The 2,855-nt window shown below is 75.8% G+C and carries 3 protein-coding genes; 2 read left to right on the top strand and 1 reads right to left on the bottom strand.

All coding sequences use genetic code 11. The annotated features are described in order from the left end of the window. Positions 1-99 precede the first annotated feature (99 nt). Both VR44_RS31850 and VR44_RS49290 read left to right on the top strand, forming a co-directional pair. Complete coding sequence (locus VR44_RS31850) at positions 100-1,941, top strand: galactose oxidase early set domain-containing protein (protein WP_045951102.1); 1,842 nt, start codon at positions 100-102, stop codon at positions 1,939-1,941. Positions 1,942-2,172: 231 nt separating this feature from the next. Then, complete coding sequence (locus tag VR44_RS49290) at positions 2,173-2,388, top strand: acyl-CoA carboxylase subunit epsilon (RefSeq protein WP_094192052.1); 216 nt, start codon at positions 2,173-2,175, stop codon at positions 2,386-2,388. An 11-nt stretch (positions 2,389-2,399) separates the two neighbouring features. Here VR44_RS49290 and VR44_RS31845 read toward each other — a convergent pair. After that, a partial coding sequence (locus VR44_RS31845) for an aromatic-ring hydroxylase C-terminal domain-containing protein (protein WP_045951101.1) occupies positions 2,400-2,855 on the bottom strand: 456 nt, incomplete at its 5' end.

The raw sequence follows: 2,855 nt of genomic DNA, 5'->3' as shown, positions 1-2,855 counted from the left end.
GGTCATATGAGGCGATATGCAGGTGAGCTTCTAGCATGGCGAACCTCCCGCAGCTGGCGGCCCTCGGCCCCGGCCGTCGCACACCGAGGAGCGCGCCGCATGTCCCGAAGAGCACCCCGGTCCGCCGCCGCCTCCGCCGCCCTGTCGGCCGCGCTGGCCGCCGCCCTGGCCGCGAGCGCCTTCCTCTCCGCACCGGTCGCCTCGGCCCACGGGACCGGGCCGGGAGCCGAACCCGGCCACGCCGACGCCGAGGCCGCCGCCATCGGCGCCGACCACGCCCGGGCCCACGCCGAGCGGCGCAGCGCCGCCGCGGGGGCCGCCGAGTACCCGCAGGCCACCCGCACCGCGAGCCTGGCCGCGCTGACCAGCTCCCAGGCCGCGGCCAACAAGGCCTTTTCCGCGGCCCGCGACGGCCGGTTCGCGGAGTTCTTCCCCTCCCCCGACTTCGGCGTCCACCTCGCCCAGCTCCCCACCGGCAAGGTGCTGCTCTTCTCCTTCGAACGGGTCGAGGTCGACCCCACCAAGGAGACCGGCCCCACCGACCGCATCGGCCGGACCAACGCGGGCCGCGCCTTCCTGTGGGACCCGGCCAAGGGCACGGGGGCGCGGGCCTTCAAGGAGGTCCGGCCGCCGACCGTGCTGATGCCGGACGGCACCTGGGTCCCGCGCCCGGCGCCGTTCTTCTGCGCCGGGCACGCCTTCCTGCCCAACGGGATGCTGGCGGTCTTCGGCGGCAACGCGGGCGGCAAGGGCGGCAGCGGGGCGAAGCTCTCCTTCGTGTTCGACCCGTGGACCGAGACCTGGTTCCGCAACCGGGACATGTCCGTGGGCCGCTGGTACCCCTCGGTGGTCACCGGCGCCGACGGCCGCCAGACCATCATGTCGGGCCAGTCCGAACGCGGTACCGGCACCCCCACCCCGGTGGTGGAGCGGTTCCCCGCGAAGGGGCTGCCGGTGCCCTGGCGGACGTACGACATCCCGACGGGGATGGCGGTGGAGCGGTTCCGCGCGGACGCCCCCTTCCGCAACGACTACCCGCACCTGTTCTCGCTGCGTGACGGGATGATCTACGGCCTGGGCCGCGACGCCGACCAGCAGTGGCGGTTCGACCCGGTCAAGGAGACCCGCACCGGCCTGCCCCGGCGCCCGGCGGACTTCCGGGGCTACGGGTCGGCCGTGCCGCTCCCGGCGGGCCTGCGCGGCCCGGACTCGGTCCTCGTCCTGGGCGGCGACCCGCACGACCCGAACACCTACCGGCTGTCGGGCGGACGCTGGAGCACCGAGCGGCCCCGGGCGTTCGGCCGGACCCAGGACGACACCCTGATCCTGCCGGACGCCACCCTGCTCACCGTCAACGGGGCCCTGAGCACCCGCGACTACGGCCACGGCCCGTTCAACCCGCGGGCCGACCTGAAGTACCGGCAGACGGAGCTGCGCGACGCCCGCGGCCGCTGGCGGCTCGGACCGGCCCAGCGGCTGCCGCGCGGCTACCACTCCAACGCCCTGGTGATGCCGGACGGAAGGGTGATGGTGACCGGCGACGAACTCCAGCAGATCGCCAACGACCCCGACATCCGGGACGCGATGGACGGCAGCATCGAGATCTACGAGCCCGCCTACCTCCACCAGGGCGGCACCCGGCCGGCCCTGGACCGGGTACCCGGGGGCGAACTCGCGCACGACGCCCTCTTCGAGGTCCGCAGCCGGACCGCCTCCGCGGTCCGCCGGGCCGTGCTGCTGGCTCCGACCACGGTCACCCACGCGGTGAACACCAGCCAGCGGCACCTGGAACTCGCCGTCACCGCCGTACGGGGCGAGACGATGACCCTGCGCACCCCGCGCACCGCGGCGGACGCCCCGCCCGGGTACTACATGCTCTTCCTGCTGGACGGGCGCGGGGTGCCCAGCACGGCCCGATGGGTGAAGCTGGGCCGCCGGTGAACCACCGGCAGGCCACCGGCGGGCCCCCGCCCGGCCGTCGGCCGCGTCGCCCGGGCGGCCGTCGGCGGCATCGCCCGGACGGCTGTGGACAACCGCCGTCCGGCGCGACACGCCCACGTTCGGCCCCGTAGCGTCGTCTGCATCGGGCCCGCGGGCCCGGCGGGCCGGGTGGGACGAGGGCCCTGCCGCGGCGGACCCAGGGGGGACACCTCCTGCCGAGAGGCCGTCACCATGCGCAGTGAAGAGGCGATATCGAGTCTGCTCCGGGTCCACCGGGGCACCGCCTGCCCCGAGGAGCTGGCCGCGATCACCGTCGTGGTCGCCTGTCTCGCGGGCCGGACCGGCCGGCCGCCGGCCTCCCCCGGGCATGCCGGAGCGCGGCACCGCCGCCCGCACCCGCGGCACGGGGGCCACGGGTGCTGGGCGGGGTGCTGGGCCTGCCGCTGAGCCGGACGCCGTCAGGCGCGGCGCAGCAGCCGCGTCATGGCGTCCAGGAGTTCCCCGCGCGGATCGGCCGGGGTGTGCTCCGCCCGCCAGGCGACGAACCCGTCCGGGCGGACGAGGACGGCCCCGTCGGCGGCCAGTTCGTGGAGCTCCGCCCAGTCGGCGCCGTCCGGCTGGACCAGGTCGGCGTCGGGCGCGGAGCCGATGGTGTAGGCGTCCAGGTGTGCGCCGAGTTCCCGCGCGACCTGGCCGGCGGCCTCCTTCCAGGGCGTGCCCGGGCTGCTGAGCAGCACGAAGGAGGTCTCGTAGAGGTCGAGGAGGGAGACCCGCTGCCCGGCCCGGGTGAGCCACATGTGCGGGGCGCGGGTGCCGACGTCGCCCTTGAGGCGCATGGTCTCGGGGATGATCGGCCGGTCCGGGTCCCCGCCGACGACGGCGCCCCTGGGGTAGCAGTAGCCCATGGCGGTGGT

The sequence above is a fragment of the Streptomyces katrae genome (assembly GCF_000966975.1).
Classification (GTDB): domain Bacteria; phylum Actinomycetota; class Actinomycetes; order Streptomycetales; family Streptomycetaceae; genus Streptomyces; species Streptomyces katrae.
This window is presented reverse-complemented; position numbering and strand designations above follow the sequence as displayed.

What these genes read in the sequence shown, in the direction of transcription:
- VR44_RS49290 (WP_094192052.1), top strand. Translation starts at nt 2,173, where the DNA reads ATGCGCAGTGAAGAGGCGATATCGAGTCTGCTCCGGGTCCACCGGGGC.
- VR44_RS31850 (WP_045951102.1), top strand. Translation starts at nt 100, where the DNA reads ATGTCCCGAAGAGCACCCCGGTCCGCCGCCGCCTCCGCCGCCCTGTCG.